This window comes from uncultured Victivallis sp., from assembly GCA_944389935.1.
Lineage (GTDB): Bacteria > Verrucomicrobiota > Lentisphaeria > Victivallales > Victivallaceae > Victivallis.
In genome coordinates this window covers 26130-43499 of sequence record CALXOE010000014.1, presented here as the reverse complement: position 1 = coordinate 43499, position 17370 = coordinate 26130, and the positions used below count along the sequence as shown (strand labels likewise).

Below are 17370 nucleotides of genomic sequence, written 5' to 3'. Positions count from 1 at the left end.
GTCACAGGAGGCCGACGGCTTCGCGCAGGCGGGAAGAGAACTCCTCGAGCGTATATTCGCCGGAAAAGGCGGAGGCCCCCTGCCCGATCGCCAGAACCGGCAGCAGGGAGGTGACGACCCGCTTCGATCCCCAGCGCGCGCCGAGATGACGATCGCGCAGACTCAGCACCCGGTCGATCCACTCCCGATAGTCGCGCAGCGGAGTCTCCGGAGCGATTCCGAAACCGGAACGCAACACGGCAGCGACCTCGCCGTCCTCCAGATGCGGGACATTGAAGTAGAGTCGGTGAAGCAGCCGGAGTTCCACGGCGCCGGGGGCAAACAGTTCCCCGGCTCCAAGCAACTCCAGAGCTTTGTCGAAGCTGCGGGAAGAGCGGTTCAATTCAGCCAGCAGTGCCATCCGGCTCGGACCGACCGGAAAATCCGGCCCGGGCTCGCCGGAGAGCTGGAACTCTCCCGCATCATAAAGGGATACGACGATCAAAAGGGTATCTTCCGGCTTCTCTTTGAAGAACCGCAGCGCCTCGCCCAATGCCCGGTCACAGAGCCACAACTCCCGCAGCAGCATGGAGCTGTCGTTCTCCAGCCCGGCGCGCGCCACGTTGCTGAAGTCGGCGGCGAGGAAAAAACCGTTCCGATTGTCCAGGCACTTCAGTGCGGCCGAGACATAGCCGATCATACGGTCCCGCTCCTCCACAGACGCCCGTTCCCAGGCATAGACCCGGCCGGGCTGATCGCGGTGACGGATGAAAAGCCGGGAAACCGGCGGCGTAAGATTCCGGAGATCGAGAACATTCCGGTAGCCGAGGCGCGCCATCACGCTGCCGATCCGGTCCTCCGCAGCCTCGTCAGGGGCGACAACGACCTCCCCCGCAAGAAAGTTGAAATCACACAACGGCAACCAGTTGGCGACGGCACCCGTTCCACTCGACAGCGGCTCATGGGCGTAGAACGCACCGGGCAGAGCCCCGGTCAACTCCCCGTCGGAAACGATTCCGACGCGCTTTCCCCGCAGACGAGCCAGAGTTGCGACGGAATCGAGCTCCTCGCCGGAGGAGATTCCCCCGACGGCTCCGTCCTCCGCCCGACCAAGGAGCGCGGCGTTGATCGTCGCAAGCGCAGGGTTCTGAAACGCCCCCGGCAACGGCAGAAGCGTCCCCCCGACCGGAAGTGCGGAAAGATTCGACATCCCGGCGATCTCCGTTCCAACCTGCCGGGCAAACTCCAGCTGCGCCTGATTCGCACCGTTGACGAAAAACACGATCACATTCTTCGCCGCCGCGAACGCAGTGGCGGAGGAAAACAACAGGGCGAAAATCAGGATGGCCGCCCGATTCATCTCACTCTTCCGTCTTGACGCGGTTTCGCCGACGCTCGAGCTCGGTCAGGTAGAGTTTGCGCAGCCGGATGTTCAGCGGCGTCACCTCGACGAGCTCATCGTCCTCGATGTATTCGAGCGCCTGTTCAAGCGACATTTTGCGCGCCGGTGCGATCTTCATGTTCCGGTCGCTCCCGGCGGCGCGCATATTCGTAAGCTGCTTCGCCCGCTGGACGTTGACCACAAGATCGCCCTCCTTGCAGTGCTCGCCGACGATCATGCCCTCATAGCAATCCACACCCGGCTCGATGAAGAATTCACCGCGCTGCTGAAGTCCGTCGATCGCGAACGGAATCGCCTTCCCCTGCGCCATGCTGACCATCGTCCCGTTCGTGCGGGAGGGAATCGGGCCCTTGAACGGCTCGTAGTGATCGAACAAGTGCGAGACGATCGCTTCGCCCTGGCTCGCGGTAAGCGCCTTGCTGCGCAATCCGATGAGTCCGCGGGTCGGGATGAAGAATTCCACGAGCTGCCGTGTGCCGCGCGACTCCATCTGGATGAGTTCTCCGCGCCGCTGGCCGACGATCTCGATGATCTTGCCGGCGAATTCGGAGGGGACGTCGACACTGAGGCGCTCGATCGGCTCGTTCTTCACGCCGTCGATCATCTTGCAGATCACCTGCGGCTTCGCCACAGCGAACTCGTACCCCTCGCGCCGCATCGTTTCGATCAGAATCGCCAGATGCAGCACGCCGCGACCCGAAACTTTGAACGCCTCGCCGTTGACATCCTCCACCCGCAGCGCCACATCGCGTTCGACTTCCTTGAAGAGCCGTTCGCGCAGCTGGCGGCTGCCGACGTATTTTCCCTCGCGTCCGAAGAACGGAGAGTCATTGATCCGGAACATCATCGAGATGGTCGGCTCATCGATCGCAATCGCCGGCATCGCCTCGGGGTGTTCCGCATCGCAGATCGTGTCGGAGATGTCGATGTCCAGAATTCCGACAATCGCGCAGAGGTCGCCGCACTCGACCACACTGGTCTCCTTGCGGCCGATTCCCTCAAAAGTGAAAAGCTGTTTCACCTGGGTGTTCTCAATGGTTCCATCACGTTTGACGATCACGAGCGGCTTGCGGGTGTCAAGTGTGCCGCGGTAGACACGGCCGATTCCGATACGGCCGACGAAATTCGAGTAATCGAGCGTCGCAACCTGGCACTGAACAGGGCCCTCGGCCCGCTGCGGCGGCGGAACGAACTCGATGATCGCATCAAGCAGCGGGTAAATCGATTCGCGCGGATCGTTGAGATTCCGCACCGCCCAGCCGTCACGTCCCGAGGCGTAGAGCAGCGGGAAATCGAGCTGTTCGTCACTCGCATTGAGTTCGCAGAAGAGATCGAACACTTTCGTGTGCACCGCGTCCGGGCGGGCATCAGGTTTGTCGATCTTGTTGATGACGACCACCGGCCGCAGGTTCAGCTGCAGCGCCTTGTCGAGGACGAAGCGGGTCTGCGGCATCGGCCCCTCGGCGGAGTCGACCAGCAGGATCACGCCGTCGGCAAGTTTCAGCACCCGTTCGACCTGACCGCCGAAATCACTGTGTCCCGGGGTGTCGATGATGTTGATCTTGACGTTCTTGTACTCGATGCTGATGTTTTTCGACAGGATCGTGATACCGCGTTCGCGCTCCAGATCGTTGCTGTCGAGGAAGCAGTCGGCGACTACTTCGTTTTCACGGAAAATTTTGGCCTGCCTCATGATCTGATCGACCAGCGTCGTCTTGCCGTGGTCGACGTGGGCGATGATCGCAATGTTTCTCAAGTCACGCATGGACTTTCTGTACCTCTGTTCACATGTTGAAAAGTAAATCTTTACAATATAGCACCGGTAAGCCCGTTTTTCAATGAAACATCACTTGCAGGATCCGGAAATTACGTGTATATTATCATCACGTTCAACCCATATTCCGGAAAGCGTTACATTATGAACAAGAAAAACTTCGTCCATCCGCGCGACCAGATTGTGGACATCATGAAACGTATCTACGGATACGGCATGACAACCACCAGCGGTGGAAACCTCTCGATCCTCGACTCCGACGGCAACATGTGGATCAGTCCCGGCAGCGTCGACAAGGGAACGCTGCGCCGCGAGGACATCGTCTGCGTGAAACCCGACGGGACCATCGAGGGACGCCACAAACCGTCGAGTGAATTTCCGTTCCATCGCGCGATCTACAAGATGCGCCCCGATATCAAGGGGATTCTGCATGCGCACCCGCCCGCGCTGGTCTCTTTCAGCGTGGCCGGGAGGATTCCGGACACCAACGTCCATGCCGCCGCCAAAATGATCTGCGGCACGGTCGGCTATGCTCCCTATGAAGTTCCCGGCAGCGAAGCACTCGGGCGGAACGTCGCCGCGGCTTTTTCCGCAGGACACTCGACGATCCTGCTTGAAAACCACGGAGCCTGCACGGCCGGATCCACACTTCAGGAGGCGTTCCAGCGGTTTGAGACGCTCGACTTCTGCGCCCGGCTCATCAACCGCGCGATCCAGCTCGGCACGCCGCATTACCTCTCCGATACGGAGATCGAATTCAGCCAGCTCGACCGCAACATCGACTTCCGGCCGTTCGACCCGGAAGTGCGCTCCAGCGACGAAATGGAGCTGCGTTACCAGATGGCGCTGCTGATCCGCCGCGCCTACAAGCAGATGCTCTTTACGAGCACCGAGGGGACCTTTGCGGTGCGCGTCGACAAAGAACGGATTCTCATCACCCCGCGTGACGTCGACCGCGGCAACATCCAGCCCGAAGATATGGTGCTGGTCAAGGGAATGCGCTACGAATCGGGTCGCAAACTCAGCCGGGCCGCCTGGCTCTTCCGCGCGATCTTCGACGCCCAGCCGGAGATCAACTCGCTCATCATCGCGAACCCGCCGCACCTCATGGGCTACATGGTCGCGCACGAGGAGTTCGATCCGCGCGTGATTCCCGAGTGCTACATTCTGCTGCGCGAAATGCCGACCTTCCCGTTCGGAACCCAGTTCCGCGAGCTCGGGAAGATCACCGGAACGCTCTCGCCGCGCTATCCGATCATCATGATTCAGAACGACTGCATGATCTCGAGCGGTCGCACGCTGCTTGAGGCGTTCGACCGCATGGAAGTTGCGGAATACAGCGCCAAGGCGACCATCAGCGCGCGCAATCTCGGCGGGATGAAGCCGATCAACGACGAACAGATCGCCGACCTTGTGAAAGCGTTCAAGCTCATTCCGTGATCATCGGAATCGAATTCTGAAATCGCGTCCCGGAGTTTTCCTGCGGAAACTCCGGGATTTTTTTCAATTTCCGAAAAGGGATTCCAGCAGCGATCTCGTTCCGATGAAGAGTCCGCAGAACAGCGCGGCCCCAAGCAGAATCCAGGCGAGATAGAGCCGGGGAGTTAAATTTTCGACACCCGAATACTCCTCGACCCATCTCCAAAGCCGGTGGACGAAAATCAGCGAAACGATCATCACGACAAACGTGACAACTCCCGCCGAAAGAATGGATATCGCGACTGTCATGTGTTCGTTACAGCACTGTGCTGAACAGATTCATTGATTTTGAGCTTTCCGGTTTTTCTCCGCGAGAGAATTCAGATCCAGCGCGTTGATCGCGCCGAAACAGGAGTGAACACCACGCACGATCATGCCGTCATACTCCGGGTCGTCCTCCATCCGCTGCGGCTTCACCGGCTTGAGCAGAGGACGCCCGCGCAAATCCAGAGGAATCATCTTCCGATCCACGATCCGGATCGCCTGAACATAGAACGGCGAAGAGTCCGACAGCTCCTCTTTCAGATAGCGCGTCAACCCTTCGCGGATTCCCCCTTTCTCCAGCTGCGGCGTCACGATCTCCACGCAGAGCAGCCGACCGAACATGAAAGTCAGCGCCGTGCAGGTCGCGGAACGGTCAAAGTGATTTCCGGCGAAAACCAGCGTCTCGCCGAACGCGTTCGGGATGCGATAGAGCGGCTTCTTCCGGTAAAACACGAACCGGGCAAGCTCCTGCTGTTCCATTCCACCGAGAAGAAATCCGCAGAACGTCTGCCCGGCTTCCGCAATGTGCCGCCCGGCGGCATCCTCGAGCTCCTTCGGGTAGGTGAAGCAGATCCGTTCCGACCAGAGCGGACGTTTGCCGTTCCCGTTGCAGACCGGGCACTTCCTGCGTTCGATGACCCAGCGGGCGTAAGCGGATTTCGGCCTATAAAGCGGATTCGGTTTCTTGATCGAATTTTTTCCGCTGCCCATGCAGAAGAAACAGCGCACGGGAGATCCCTCGCGCTTCACAGAAAGCAGACTGGACGCGTGTTCATCAAGCAGTACTCCGATCCGGGAGATCTCCACAAGAAAATCGAGCTTCAGCACCTTCAGAACCGCCTCGATCATTTCGCGGTTCTCGGAAAACTTGTTCCGCAGATAAGTGTTGCTCCATTCCGCCGCCTCCCCCTCGATCAGCACCCGGCAGCGGCGGAAGCACTCTTCGCGAAAATCCTGAAACCGCTCGAGCGTGAACTCCTCATCCTCCTTGAAGGTGTCGCTGATGCAGGAGACCCATTCGCTGCTTCGGCGCACCAGTTCCCGCTCGCGGCCGATCTTCTCCAGAAAGACCGGTTCGAGATCGGAGGGATCAAGATTGTCGATGCGGGTGGCAAACCGCCGCACCTGCCGCTTCAGTTTCGTCGCCTCGTATTTGGAACCGGTCGTGCTCCGATCCGGTTCAAGAATGCGCAGATATGTCGAGACGCCAATCACCTCGCCCCCCTCGTCCAGCACCACCGGGCCGCCCGAGTTGCCGGGAACGAAAGGAGCATCGACTTCAATCTTATCCGGGCCGATGCCGAGCAGTTTCCCTTTCTGCGTGACGATCACATCGTCGCCAAGGCTGTTGCCGTAAGCAACCACCCCGGTGTCAATCGGAATGGCTCCCGCATCGCCGACCGCGGTCAGCAGTTCCCGCTGCTCCTGTTCCGCCCCCTCGTAGGAGATGATGACCAGATCGCGCGTTTTCGAGGCAAGCACCTCTTTCGGAACGTACTTCCGCCCGTTGATGTCCACAATCTCGGGATCTTTCATCGAAAGAAAGACATGCGCATTCGTCACGATGACCGGCTGCTCCCACAGCCGGACCAGAAAGGCCGAACCACGCCCGTCCGGCGACTTCACGATCAGATAGTAATCGCTGTCCCGCTCGCTGACGGCTGTTCCCCGGTGATTCTTCCGGATTCGCGACAGCAGCGAAGATTTCTGCCCGCTGCCGCCGGAATTGTCCCGGGCGGGAGCTTCCGTATTCAGCTGATTCGCCTGTTCCTCGGCATCAACCCCGCAGAAACAGGTCAGGCAGAATGCCAGGAACACCGGCCGGATGACGCTTTCCCATCCCGAATACCCATAAGATCTTCGCACCAGATTCCGAATCATCATCCCCGCAATGCCTCCTGACATGCCGTTGTCTTTGCCGCGTATAATCGAACGATATTCCAACTCCCCGCCGACACTGGGGGGATTCGCAAACTCAATTCAACGAATCGAGCAGTTCCTCCGTGCGCGCGAGTTTCTCCTCCATGGACGCAAGCTGTGCTTTCGTATCCGCGACGACGTTCTCCGGCGCTTTTGCGAGGAACTTTTCGTTGCCGAGACGCGCTTTCGTTCCGGCGATCCAGCCGGTCAGCTCCTTTTTCTGCTTCTCGAGCTTCGTCTTTTCCGCAGCGACGTCGATCAAACCGGCCAGCGGCAGATAGACCGTCCCGAGCGCACACACCCGCGAGGGTGCCGCGCCATTCGCCGCCGGATCATAGTCCGCAAGCGAAAATTCGATCTCTTCGGCGTTCAGCAGACTCATCATCGACGCCTTTTCCGACTCAAGGAACGCGAGCGACTCCGCATCGACCGCTTTCACGAAGAACTTCACTTTCTTTCCGTCCGGCAGATTGTAGGAAGCTTTCAGGAAGCGCCCCGCGCGCACCAGCTCGAACTTGCCGTCGATCCGCGCGAGCGTCGCAGCGTCCGCATTCCGGAACCCGTCATCCTCCGGGAACGGCTCGAACATGATCGTCTCCGCCTCCCCGAGGAATCCCATCTGATGCGCGAGCTCCTCCGTGATGAACGGCATGAACGGGTGCAGCAGCCGCAGAATCCGGTAGAGCGCGTAGTCGAGCACCGCCAGTGCCCGCTCTTTCTCCGCGCCGCCCGCGCGCATCGGCACTTTTTCCGCCTCGATGAACCAGTCGCAGAAGCTCGACCAGACCAGATCGTACACCTCATGCGCGGCGGAATGGAACCGGAATTCCGCAATCGCCGTGTCGATCGAATCGATCGCCGCGTCAAGTTTCGCAAGCATCCAGCGCTCATCGCCGGAAAGCGCCGCGACGATGTTTTCCGGCAACGCGCGGAAGTGTGCGGAAGTCTCCCCCTGCATCTGCCGGAAGCGGCAGGCGTTCCAGAGTTTGTTCGCAAAAGTCTTGCCGATCTCGCACTTCTCGTTGCTGTAACGGATATCCATCCCGACCGGCGCGATGTAGGTGATTGTGAAACGCAGCGCATCCGCGCCGTACTCGGCGATCACGTCGAGCGGATCCGGAGAGTTCCCGAGCGACTTCGAGAGTTTCCGCCCCTGCTCGTCGCGGATGATGCTCGTGAAATAGACGTTCCTGAACGGAATTTCCTTCATGAACTCGCACCCGGCCATGATCATGCGGGCGACCCAGAAGAAGATGATGTCCGGCCCCGTCACGAGGTCGCAGGTTGGATAGAAGTACTTGAGTTCTTCGGTCTTTTCCGGCCACCCCATGATTGAGAACGGCCACAGCCAGCTGCTGAACCAGGTGTCGAGCACATCCTCCTCCTGGCGCCATTCTCCCGGAGCGGTCGGGGCATCCTCGCCGACGTAGACTTCGCCGGTCGCGTCGTTGTACCAGGCGGGAATCCGGTGTCCCCACCAGATCTGACGCGAAATGCACCAGTCCTGAATGTTCTCCATCCAGTGAAAATAGGTCTTGCTCCAGCGCTCGGGATAGAATTTGATTTTCCCGGACTGCACCGCTTCGATCGCGGGCTTCGCGAGCTCTTTCATGTTGCAGAACCACTGGTAGCTCACGAGCGTCTCGATCGGAACGTCGCCGCGCTCGGAGTAGCCGACAGCGTGCCGGATCTCCTCGACCTTTTCGAGCAGCCCCTGCTCCTCCATCATCCGGACGGCCTTGTCGCGCGCGGCGAAGCGGTCGAGCCCCTCGAACTCTTTCCCGGCGCGCGCGTTGAGCGTCGCATCCGGATTCATGACGTTGATGACCTCGAGGTTGTGGCGCTTGCCGACCTCGAAGTCGTTCGGGTCGTGCGCGGGGGTGATTTTCACGCAGCCGGTTCCCTTGGTCGGGTCGGCGTGAACGTCGCCGATGATCGGGATTTCGCGGTCGGTCAACGGCAGCTTCACGGTCTTGCCGATCAGGTGTTTGTAGCGTTCGTCCTCCGGATTCACGGCGACGGCGGTATCGCCGAACATCGTCTCGGGACGGGTCGTCGCCACGACCAGATAACCGGAATTGTCCGAAAGCGGATAGCGGAAATAGTAGAATTTGCCCGCAACGTCCTTATAGATCACCTCTTCATCCGAGAGCGCGCTCTTCGCGACCGGACACCAGTTGATCATGCGCTGACCGCGGTAGATGTACCCCTTTTTGTAAAGTTCCACAAACACCTTGCGCACGGCGGCCGAGAGCCCCTCGTCCATCGTGAATCGTTCGCGCTCCCAGTCGCAGGAGCAGCCGAGCGTGCGGAGCTGCCGGATGATCTTGCCGCCGAACTCCCCTTTCCACTGCCAGACGCGGCGGATGAACTCCTCGCGCCCGAGCTGATCGCGGGAGGTGTTCTCTTTCTGGCGCAGATACTTCTCGACCCGCGCCTCGGTCGCGATGCCGGCGTGGTCCGTACCGGGAAACCAGCACACCTCTTCGCCTTTCATGCGGTGGTAGCGGATCAGGATGTCCTGAAGCGTGTTGTTGAGCACGTGCCCGAGCGTCAGGATTCCGGTGACGTTCGGCGGCGGAATCACGATCGAATAGGGTTTCTTCTGCGGATTCGGTTTCCCGTGGAAATAGCCGGACTTCTCCCAATGCGGATACCATTTGGCTTCCACCGCGGCGGGCTCGTAAGCGCGCGGCAAAGATTCGCGTGTGCTCATATCGTACTTTTCACTCCATAGTGTCTCTGGTTATCAATGACGTATACCGGATTAATATAGCATGAATCCGGCGCAATTTCGCGGGGAGTTCTCCGGAAAATCCGATTTTTTCCGAGGGGGGGCGGCGCCCCCGGCGTCACACATCTACGCCGAAGAGGTTGACCGGCAGCATCAGAATCCGGAACACGAGCTCGAACGGCGCAACGCCTCCCTCGATGATGTTTCCGACGCCGGGCCCGAAACCGCCGAGCGGAAGCCCGAGGGTGCACTGCACGATCCCCCACGGCAGGTAGAGGATCCGGAAGCCGGCCATCCCGGCTTTCGCGAGGCCGCGCGCAGCGCACCCGAGTCCGTACATGACATAGGGATGCGTCGCCTCGGCCATGCGCATCGCGGCGGGCGCGAGAATCGCAATGGTCACCGGATCCATCGCCTCGGCTTTCGGCGCGGCGAAGAAACCGGTTCCGGCAAATATCAGAATCAAAATTAAAATGCGTTTTTTCACAAGCCGCGCGACTCCATGATTATAAAGCTGAAAGAATATCTTTTAAACTACATCCGCAAATGATTTTTTTCCATTGAAACAAAAAATTTTTCAAAAAAAATCATCGTGGGCATTGGTTGATGATTCCAGTCAGTTCCGTGATGCCGGACGAGCTTGCCATGGGCGAAATTCCGTGCCCCTCCCCGGCCGAACAAGGCGGAAAGAACGCAGGTGCCGCTGCCACCGGCAGCGAGGCTGCGAGTCACCGCGACTGGAGTCGGAAGATGTTGCGTATGGCTCCGGAGAGTTCCACTGAGAAATATCACAATGATTCTTTCTTCGGTTTTCTCACACGTCCGTTCGACGGCCATGCCACCGTTCCAGACTCGCTGCGGGGAGAAGCATTCCGGAACGGACGGAGGAGCTTTCCGGGAAAATCCGGCTGGCATATGGCAATAAGGCGCTGCATTATGTGGTATGACTCGACATGAATCCGTACGTTCCGCTGGCGCGGTATTTCGCTTGAATTCCACAACTCGGCCGTCGACTGAAATCAGGAAAGCGATCCGAACATCAGTCATCATCATGATGAGATTTTCCGGACTTCCTCTCGTCGGCGAGCTCGTCGAATAACGGTCACAGGACCGAAGTGCGGCCGGACTCCGCCTCCGGCAACACCGGAGGATTTCCGGAGGACACGTCCGGCTGTGACTCCTGCGTTTCTGCCGCGCAGCGGTGGATGAACTCGCGCGGCGACATGCCGGTCCGGCTCTTGAACACCGTGCAGAAGTAGTTGCTGTCGGAAAATCCGCAACGCCGTCCGATCTCTCCGATCGAGTATTTCCGGTGATAGTGGCGCAGCAGAAGTTCCGCCTCCTGCATCCGCCGCTCGGAGAGCAGTTCCCGGAACCCTTTCCCGCCCGCACGGCGGATCACGCCGCCCAGGTAATTCACATTCACATGCAGAATCTCCGCCAGATCGCTCAGCGCCGGATTCTGGTGGTAGGAACGTTCGATGAAGTGGCGGCACTGCTCCATGTAGAACTCATCGCCGCGTTTTTTGCCGCACCCGCCCCGGGATTCACGATAGGACTCAAGTTCCAGGATCACGTACTCCCCGAGAAACGCGGCGTAACGGGCGATTTCACTGCGTCGCTCGCGCGACAACTCCCCGGGACGGCGGCCATTCCAGCCGGACGCGAACTCCTGTCCGGGCGGCAGCAGGTAGCCGAGGTAGATGATCGCGGCAAGATTTCCCTCGAAAATCACCGGATGCGCGTAATCCCAAACCCCTTTCGGGCAGAATCCCCAGAACGGACGGCCGCGGAGAGCGATTTTCCGGCTGCGGGCCTTGTTGGCGGAACAGACGGAAAGCCCTCCGGGCTGTTTCTTCGCCCAGCGGCAGAAATCGCCGTGGTGATGGTACTGGTCGGGAGCAAGCTGGAGTTCCGGCATCTCCGCAAATGCCGGATGCAGGACCTCCAGATCGATCACGGTCCCGAGCTTCAATTCCAGATGTCGAATTGCATTCTGCAAATCCATGTGCAAACTCCATTTCTGTAATAATTTAAGATTTGATCCCCGATTTTTCAAGGTTTCGACCGAAAAAACCGTTAAATTATAAGAAAACGGAAGCGGTGACGGCGCCATTCCGCTGCCGGAGTGCGAAACCATTCGGCGACCAAAATTTCCAAATCAAGGAGATCACGATGAAATTCTATCAGGAACCCGCGAAGCAACTGCCGATCGTTGCAGAAACCGAAGTCCTCGTCGCAGGTGGCGGTCCGGCCGGAATCGGCGCCGCCCTCGGCGCCGCCCGGGCCGGTGCGAAAACCATGCTGATCGAAAATGCAAACTGCCTCGGCGGCATGGCCACTTCCGGCATGATGTCCCATTGGAGCGGCGGCACCGAGTCCCCGCTGCTCGACGAGATTTTTCAACTGGCCGAACAATCTCCGCTCCTGCCGGCCGATTCCGGCCTGCCGCACTCACACTGGGCGAACGCCCATGAAGTGCAGAAAAGCGTCATGCAGAAACTCCTGCTCGAAGCCGGCGTCACGATTCAATACCATACCCGCATCGCCGGGGCGATCGTCGAAAACAACTGCGTGAAAGGGGTCATCACCGAGAGCAAATCCGGGCGCGAAGTCATTCTCGCCCACACGGTGATCGACGCAACCGGCGACGGCGACGTCGCGGCCGAGGCGGGTGCGGAATTCGTTCTCGGTCGCCCCGGGGACAATATCTGCCAGCCGGTTACCCTGATGTTCCGCATCGGCGGCGTCGATCGGGAACACGCCGTCTACCCCGGCAGTTTTGAAACGCTGATCGACCTGCCGAAAGGGGAAATTCAGGCGCTCGGTCACCAACACCTCCCGTTCCCCGCCGGCCACGTGCTGCTCTACGAAGCGCCGCTCCCGGGTGAAGTCTGCGTGAACATGACGAACGTCATCAACATCAACGGAACCGATGTGCGCGACCTGACGAAAGCGGAACTCGTCTGCCGCGACCAGATGGAGAAAATCATCCTCTTCCTGCGCGAATTCGTACCCGGCTACGAGAACTGCTACGCCGTTACGAGCGCATCGAACGTCGGTGTGCGCGAAACCCGCCACTTCAAGGCGCTCTATCAGCTCACGGAGTTCGACATCGTCGAGGCGAAACTCTTCGACGACTGGATCGCCACACGCAATTCGTTCAATTTCGACATTCACAGCCTGAAAGGCCCGGGGCTCGACGAGCACGGCGCCCAAAAGCACTTCAAATCCAAAGGGAAATACTCGATTCCATACCGCTGCTGCATCCCGGAGAAACTCGACGGCCTGCTGCTTTCGGGACGGAATATCGACGGCAGCCATAAGGCGCACTCGAACTTCCGCGTCATGCCGATCTGCCTGAACATCGGTCAGGGAACCGGCATCGCCGCCGCCATCGCCGCACGCAAAAACATCTCCGTCCGGGATGTCGATGTGCGCGAAATTCAGCAGAAACTCCTCGCCTCCGGCGTTCGCCCCTGAACCCGGATACACCAAAAGCCCCGGAAACACGGTCTCAGCCGGCTCCGGGGCTTTTTCGTTCAAACCTATCGTGAAAAACGCAGCCAGAGATAACTGCGTTCCGCCGGGAGCGTACAGCGAATCCCGCGCTTCCCGGCCAACTCAAACCGCCCCTCGCCTGCAATCGTCGCAATGGCGTACTCGGTCAGCTTGACCGGCAGATCGATCTCGCGCGTCTCCTCCCGGTCGAGATCGCGCAGCAGAATCAGGTGGCAGATCGACTGATCCGTCGTCGCCGTGAAAAATCCGGAAGTCGTCGTCCCGTCCGGGCAGGGTCCGACCGGCCAGGCGACACCAGCATGGAGCTCGTCACGGAAATTCCGCCACAATGCCAGAATTCCTTTCAATTCCGCGCGGCACTTAGCGGAAAGACCGCTCAATTCACACCAGAGCAACGGCGAAGACACCATGATCGATGCGAAAATCCAATCCATTCGGTAGTGATACGGCGCCAGCGGATCATTCCCGTACTTGTCCTGGTTGCGCTCCGGATTCAGACATTCAAACCGCAGCCGCACCGGGGGAACCGCCCGGGAGAGCTCCCAGAGATTCCGGAACGTCGCATACGGCCACCATCTCCGCCAGTCGCTGTAGCGGTTTTCGACAAACAGCGTTCCGAATTCAGGCATGCCGAAATACCCCGGACGAATCTCCGCAGTCACATCCAGATCGAACGTCAGCTTCCCGCCGGTACGTTCAAGCGCCTCATGGAAAAAACAGCGGAGATTCGCCTCACCCGCACGGGTGCGTGACTTCACGCCGTCGACTTTGATCCAGTTCACGCCGAACTCCCGCTGCAGACGGCAGACCGTATCCACATCGCGCCGCCAGTTCGCAAAATCATTCGACGAATCGGGAGAAAACCAGAGTCCGAGTCCGACCTGCTTTTCCGCCGCCCGCGCCATCAGCGGCGAAAGCCCGTTCGGGAAACGCCCGGGATGCACTTCCCAGAATCCCGCATTCGCCGCGTAATATCCCTCCCAGACGCCTCCGGACTCCTGGGCTTTCACCGAATTGACCGTCACGCCGCGCTGCCAGCCGTCGTCGATCTGGCAGACATCGATGCCGAGCGAAGAGGCGATATCGATCTCCTCGAGCATGAAAGATTCGTTCAATGCCTGATCCCGGTTGCGGTCGCCCCAGGTGTTCGAGAGCGCCAGCCCGTCCCGCCCCGGAACAACGCAACGCAGCTCCCGTTGAAACAGATGAAGCGCCCTCGTGAGGCCCATCCAGCCGCCGTCAAAACCGATCACCGCCCACGGATAGCGGTCCCCATGCAGAGCGAATGTTTCAGCATCCCACTCAAAATCAATCGGATCGGTGAGAGGACGACGTTCCGGAAGCGGAGCGAATTTCAAAAGGATGATGCCCCGTCCGGAAAGCGGATCCTCCACCGCGAACAAAGTTCCACGCAATGCGATCTTCTCCACCGTGGCAAGGCGGTATTCGTTGATCCGCAGAAGATTGTCATGCCGGTCCGTCTGATCCGCAAACACAAATTCGCGCAATTTCAAATGTGCCGAGGCCGCCCGGAAGCTCTCACAGCAGGAAAACCCCCGATCCCGAACCGCCTGCGCAACGTCCGGGTCAACCTCCAGCCCGGTCGGATCGGCCGCTTCCGGTTTATTCGGGAAATCCCCGGAACTTTCCGGCGCAGTGCGTTCGACCACCACCGCCGACACCTCGGAAGAGACCGCGAAATGGTAATGCATGCCCCCCGTCGGCAACTCCAGCTCCAGCAGCGCATGCAGCGCCGGAGCTCCGGTCTGCGTCAACGGAGCTCCGTACACCTGAAACCGGGACCGGATCTCCTCCTGCACCGTCTCGTTGCGCACGGCGAGCAACTCCTGGCCGTCAAGCAGAATCGATACGGGAAGCAGCCCCCGTTCCGTAATCCGCCAGCTGCGGGAAAAACGCCGGTTCCCGATCGTGACGATTCCCGCATTGGAAGAGGCAAAACAACCCGCGGGCGTTGCGAACGATTCAACCGGGCCGGACAACAGCATACCCATGAAAAACTCTCCTCCCGACCGCTCAAAATGAAACGTTGACATCGCCGTGAATCCGCGTCGGCGGCTCCATCAGCAGCATTCCGGCCGGAGTCTCCCAATCCCGGTTCCAGTCCCGCACGAGGAGCGGATCGGTCGGTTCCCCCCAGGGATTCAGGTCGATGATCAGAATCTTGCCGGTGCTCGTGAAGTAGATATCCATCACCAGAGTCTTGACCGGCAGCAGCCAGGAGATCTTGTCGATGAAATCCGCGGCCTGCGTCCAATACGAATTCCTCACCCCCTCCAACCGCCGAAAATGGCGGATCAGGTGATACTGACTCATCGCGTTGAGTTTCCCCTCGTAGATAAACAGACGGAACTCCCGCGTCCGGTTCATGCGCCGGAACGGCTTGAGGCAGATATACTGCGCCCGGCCGGCGGCGGCGGCTTCCCGGACCTTTTTGCTCAGCGCAAGGTACTTCCACGCACTCTCCGGAGAGTAAACCGCACCGCGTTTCGATGCGAACCGCTCCGTATCCGTCGGAGCGCAGCTGTCGACACAGACGAACGCATTGCCCGGAATCGCCGCCAGAGGCTGCCGCAGATCTTCAATGATGGAACGCACCGCGACCCCCTGCGCTTTCTCTCCGGTTTCCCCCGCGGCGAGACACGCGATCACATCCGAACGCATTTTCACGAAAGATGTCAGAAACGTATGCCCGGCAAGCACCGGATACCAGTTCTGCATCCGCAGAAAATCATTTTCTTCACTCATTGGACTCTCCTCCTCCCGGCTTGATTCCGGCTCGTTCGATTCGACCGACAATCAACAGCCAATAAACCATCAGCCCGACCATGAACACTGTACTGTACCTGAAAAACGGCAGATCGAACGCCGGAAAGCAACTGGCGACCAGCATCACCGGGAAACCGGCGTAAACGCCGATCTTCCAGAACTCTCCGAACGACAGCGTCTGCAGCCGCCCGCCTCCCGCAAAACGGAAAACCAGTGCAAACAACGACGTGTAAAGAACCGCCACCCAGAACACCGCCAGAAAATTCCAGACAAACACCACCAGCGCAAACATGACTTCCAGCGTCCGGAGTCCGCCGCCGCGTGTCAACTCCACCATGGATTCCTCATCCACCTGATCCGGCGAAGCGGCCGACTCTCTCAACGCGGCCAGGTACTCACGCAGCTCCGCCGTGGAATATTGCCCGAACTCGAGAACGCCGCTCCGGCCCTGCTCCATCGTCCGCCAGAAATCGCTGCCCGATTCGTGGAGCAGATACACCACCCGGCGCGGCATCCAGATGATTCCGAGCTTGAGCAGCTGCAGCTCCTGATCCGGAATCACAACCCCGTCCGGCGCCGCGGGAAAGTAGAAGATCCTCCCGCCATCCGGAGAAAAGTCAAACGTACGCGCCCGACCGGGATCCGTGAGCGGAATCAGACTCATCTGATTGCCGCGCACTCCGCCGAACGTATCGAAGAAACCGTCGGCCACCGTCCGGATCTCCGGAATGATCCGCATCCCCTGGACAAACGTGATCGCCGCAGCACAGAGTACGGAAAGACAGAACAAATGCAGAACCGCACGCCAAGCCCGGTTGAATCGCAGCTCCTCGAAAACCGCCGTGCCGCAGCAACTTCCCCACAACGCCTTGAAAAATCCGACCTGACCGCTCATCGCTCTATTTTACCTTGATCCGATGGAAGTGATGTTTCTCCCCGTATCGCTGCATCTGGCGCAATTCGCGTTCAACTTTCGCAAGTTCAATCGGTTCGACACGGTCGACGAACAGTTTCCCGTCGAGATGATCCAATTCGTGCTGGATGCACCGCCCCAGCAACCCTCCGCATTCGCATTCGATCAACTCCCCGTCGATCGTCACAGCCCGGAAAAACACCCGGGCCGGGCGCTCCACCGGCGCCCAGACATCGGGCAGCGAGAGGCAGCCCTCGTCCCTCGTCTCCGTATCGGGCGAAACGGAGATGATCTCGGGGTTGATGACCACAAACGGCATCTTCGGCAGCAGCTTCTCCTCTCCCGCGCTCGGGAGATCACTCATCGACTCCATCGGCAGATTGAACGCCACCATCCGGATCGACTCTCCAACCTGCGGCGCGGCCAATCCCACTCCCTCAAACGCCTGCACGACTTCGATCATCCGATCTGCAAGCTGCCGGAGTTCCGGCGTAACAGCTCCCACCGGCCGGGCGACTTCGCGCAGCACGGGATCCCCCATCGTGTGAACGACGTAACGTTTTTTATTTCTGAAGAGCATCCTGCCTCCTGTTCTA

Annotated in this window: 14 protein-coding genes; 2 read left to right on the top strand and 12 right to left on the bottom strand. The window is 59.5% G+C overall.

From position 1 onward, the window contains the following. Position 1: 1 nt before the first annotated feature. Together Q0J85_RS06230 and typA are read right to left on the bottom strand one after the other, a co-directional pair. A complete protein-coding gene (locus tag Q0J85_RS06230) occupies positions 2 to 1339 on the bottom strand; it encodes a hypothetical protein (protein ID WP_294479234.1) in 1338 nt (445 codons plus the stop codon). A 1-nt stretch (position 1340) separates the two neighbouring features. Continuing rightward, positions 1341 to 3146: a translational GTPase TypA gene (gene typA / locus Q0J85_RS06225; protein WP_294479230.1), complete on the bottom strand. Its 1806-nt coding sequence runs from the start codon at positions 3144 to 3146 to the stop codon at positions 1341 to 1343. A 153-nt stretch (positions 3147 to 3299) separates the two neighbouring features. Between typA and Q0J85_RS06220 the strand changes: the two genes are divergently transcribed. Continuing rightward, positions 3300 to 4595: a class II aldolase/adducin family protein gene (locus tag Q0J85_RS06220; protein ID WP_294479227.1), complete on the top strand. Its 1296-nt coding sequence runs from the start codon at positions 3300 to 3302 to the stop codon at positions 4593 to 4595. A 63-nt stretch (positions 4596 to 4658) separates the two neighbouring features. Here Q0J85_RS06220 and Q0J85_RS06215 read toward each other — a convergent pair whose 3' ends face one another. The 6 genes from Q0J85_RS06215 to Q0J85_RS06190 form a co-directional block, all read right to left on the bottom strand. Then, positions 4659 to 4883 (bottom strand): hypothetical protein, encoded by a 225-nt coding sequence (locus Q0J85_RS06215; RefSeq protein ID WP_294479226.1) that lies wholly within the window; start codon positions 4881 to 4883, stop codon positions 4659 to 4661. 30 nt (positions 4884 to 4913) lie between these two features. After that, positions 4914 to 6782 (bottom strand): serine protease, encoded by a 1869-nt coding sequence (locus Q0J85_RS06210; protein ID WP_294479225.1) that lies wholly within the window; start codon positions 6780 to 6782, stop codon positions 4914 to 4916. 91 nt (positions 6783 to 6873) lie between these two features. After that, positions 6874 to 9534: a valine--tRNA ligase gene (locus tag Q0J85_RS06205; RefSeq protein WP_294479223.1), complete on the bottom strand. Its 2661-nt coding sequence runs from the start codon at positions 9532 to 9534 to the stop codon at positions 6874 to 6876. A gap of 136 nt (positions 9535 to 9670) precedes the next feature. Next, positions 9671 to 10039, bottom strand: a complete 369-nt coding sequence (locus tag Q0J85_RS06200; RefSeq protein ID WP_294479222.1) for a hypothetical protein — start codon at positions 10037 to 10039, stop codon at positions 9671 to 9673. 47 nt (positions 10040 to 10086) lie between these two features. Further along, complete coding sequence (locus Q0J85_RS06195; protein WP_294479220.1) at positions 10087 to 10605, bottom strand: hypothetical protein; 519 nt, start codon at positions 10603 to 10605, stop codon at positions 10087 to 10089. A gap of 49 nt (positions 10606 to 10654) precedes the next feature. Next, positions 10655 to 11560 (bottom strand): helix-turn-helix domain-containing protein, encoded by a 906-nt coding sequence (locus tag Q0J85_RS06190; protein ID WP_294479219.1) that lies wholly within the window; start codon positions 11558 to 11560, stop codon positions 10655 to 10657. Positions 11561 to 11727: 167 nt separating this feature from the next. Here Q0J85_RS06190 and Q0J85_RS06185 point away from each other — a divergent pair, with 167 nt between their 5' ends. Further along, positions 11728 to 13035, top strand: a complete 1308-nt coding sequence (locus Q0J85_RS06185; protein ID WP_294479217.1) for an FAD-dependent oxidoreductase — start codon at positions 11728 to 11730, stop codon at positions 13033 to 13035. A 65-nt stretch (positions 13036 to 13100) separates the two neighbouring features. Here Q0J85_RS06185 and Q0J85_RS06180 read toward each other — a convergent pair whose 3' ends face one another. The 4 genes from Q0J85_RS06180 to def are packed head-to-tail and all read right to left on the bottom strand — an operon-like array spanning position 13101 to position 17354. Beyond that, entirely contained in the window at positions 13101 to 15086 is a 1986-nt protein-coding gene (locus tag Q0J85_RS06180; RefSeq protein WP_294479215.1) for an alpha-galactosidase, read from the bottom strand. Between the two features lie 22 nt (positions 15087 to 15108). Next, positions 15109 to 15840 carry a hypothetical protein gene (locus tag Q0J85_RS06175; protein WP_294479213.1) on the bottom strand — a complete coding sequence of 244 codons (732 nt, stop codon included), beginning with the start codon at positions 15838 to 15840 and terminating at the stop codon, positions 15109 to 15111. Further along, positions 15833 to 16756 (bottom strand): hypothetical protein, encoded by a 924-nt coding sequence (locus Q0J85_RS06170; protein ID WP_294479211.1) that lies wholly within the window; start codon positions 16754 to 16756, stop codon positions 15833 to 15835. The genes Q0J85_RS06175 and Q0J85_RS06170 overlap by 8 nt, the downstream gene beginning before the upstream one ends. A 4-nt stretch (positions 16757 to 16760) precedes the next feature. Then, positions 16761 to 17354, bottom strand: a complete 594-nt coding sequence (gene def, locus Q0J85_RS06165) for a peptide deformylase (protein WP_294479210.1) — start codon at positions 17352 to 17354, stop codon at positions 16761 to 16763. Positions 17355 to 17370 lie beyond the last annotated feature (16 nt).